Raw genomic sequence first — 2,104 nt, forward strand, 5'->3', positions numbered from 1 at the left:
ATCAATCTGTGTGGGTACTCATCGTAATAATCATCGTATAAGGAGGTGATCCAGCCCCAGGTTCCCCTAGGGCTACCTTGTTACGACTTCACCCCAGTCATGAACCACAAAGTGGTGAGCGTCCTCCCCGAAAGGTTAAACTACCCACTTCTTTTGCAGCCCACTCCCATGGTGTGACGGGCGGTGTGTACAAGGCCCGGGAACGTATTCACCGTAGCATTCTGATCTACGATTACTAGCGATTCCGACTTCATGGAGTCGAGTTGCAGACTCCAATCCGGACTACGACGCACTTTTTGGGATTCGCTAACCATCGCTGGCTTGCTGCCCTCTGTATGCGCCATTGTAGCACGTGTGTAGCCCTACTCGTAAGGGCCATGATGACTTGACGTCGTCCCCACCTTCCTCCGGTTTATCACCGGCAGTCTCCCTGGAGTTCCCACCATTACGTGCTGGCAAACAAGGATAAGGGTTGCGCTCGTTGCGGGACTTAACCCAACATTTCACAACACGAGCTGACGACAGCCATGCAGCACCTGTCTCAGAGCTCCCGAAGGCACACCTGCATCTCTGCTGGCTTCTCTGGATGTCAAGAGTAGGTAAGGTTCTTCGCGTTGCATCGAATTAAACCACATGCTCCACCGCTTGTGCGGGCCCCCGTCAATTCATTTGAGTTTTAATCTTGCGACCGTACTCCCCAGGCGGTCTACTTAACGCGTTAGCTCCGAAAGCCACGGCTCAAGGCCACAACCTCCAAGTAGACATCGTTTACGGCGTGGACTACCAGGGTATCTAATCCTGTTTGCTCCCCACGCTTTCGCATCTGAGTGTCAGTATCTGTCCAGGGGGCCGCCTTCGCCACTGGTATTCCTTCAGATCTCTACGCATTTCACCGCTACACCTGAAATTCTACCCCCCTCTACAGTACTCTAGTCCAACAGTTTCAAATGCAGTTCCGAGGTTGAGCCCCGGGCTTTCACATCTGACTTATTGAACCACCTGCATGCGCTTTACGCCCAGTAATTCCGATTAACGCTCGCACCCTCCGTATTACCGCGGCTGCTGGCACGGAGTTAGCCGGTGCTTCTTCTGTCGCTAACGTCAAGAGATAAGCGTATTAAGCTTACCCCCTTCCTCACGACTGAAAGTACTTTACAACCCGAAGGCCTTCTTCATACACGCGGCATGGCTGCATCAGGCTTTCGCCCATTGTGCAATATTCCCCACTGCTGCCTCCCGTAGGAGTCTGGACCGTGTCTCAGTTCCAGTGTGGCTGATCATCCTCTCAGACCAGCTAGGGATCGTTGCCTTGGTGAGCCATTACCTCACCAACTAGCTAATCCCACCTAGGCGTATCCAATAGCGCAAGGCCCGAAGGTCCCCTGCTTTGCTCCAAAGAGAATATGCGGTATTAGCCATCGTTTCCAATGGTTATCCCCCTCTACTGGGCAACTTCCTAGGCATTACTCACCCGTCCGCCGCTCGACGCCGAAGGTGCAAGCACCTTCTCGTTTCCGCTCGACTTGCATGTGTTAGGCCTGCCGCCAGCGTTCAATCTGAGCCATGATCAAACTCTTCAATTTAAGATTTTGTCGGCTCAATGAATACTGACTTCAAAACTAGGATTTATCCGGAGATAAACCTGTAATTCTAAAGCTATTACCATTCCAACAGAATGGTAATGAATTGACTGTGCCAAATAACTACAAGTAGTTATTTGTATTGGTCACTCAGTTCATTGAAACCAAATTTGAAGCCTAAGCTTCTAATTGGATTATCATCAACGAGTGCCCACACAGATTGATAGGTTTAAATTGTTAAAGAGCGTTGCTTTTCAAGGCCTTAACCTCTCAAGCGGATGCGTATAATACGCTTTTGACTCTGTAAGTCAACATAAACTTCTAAGCTATTCACTTAAAACCTTATGGTGACTCGTCTCATCGAGACAAATCGGAATTAAAGCCTGGCGATGTCCTACTCTCACATGGGGAAACCCCACACTACCATCGGCGCTATTGCGTTTCACTTCTGAGTTCGGCATGGAGTCAGGTGGGTCCACAACGCTATGGTCGCCAAGCAAATTCTTAATTCGGAAAACTGATTA

2 rRNA genes are annotated in these 2,104 nt (G+C 50.0%); both read right to left on the bottom strand.

Annotated elements, in window-relative coordinates:
* Positions 1-38: 38 nt before the first annotated feature.
* Positions 39-1,583 (bottom strand): 16S ribosomal RNA (locus tag BCU12_RS14455).
* 378 nt (positions 1,584-1,961) lie between these two features.
* A 5S ribosomal RNA gene (gene rrf / locus BCU12_RS14460) occupies positions 1,962-2,077 on the bottom strand.
* Positions 2,078-2,104: the final 27 nt, after the last annotated feature.

The sequence above is a fragment of the Vibrio sp. 10N.261.55.A7 genome, from assembly GCF_002877365.1.
Taxonomy (GTDB): domain Bacteria; phylum Pseudomonadota; class Gammaproteobacteria; order Enterobacterales; family Vibrionaceae; genus Vibrio.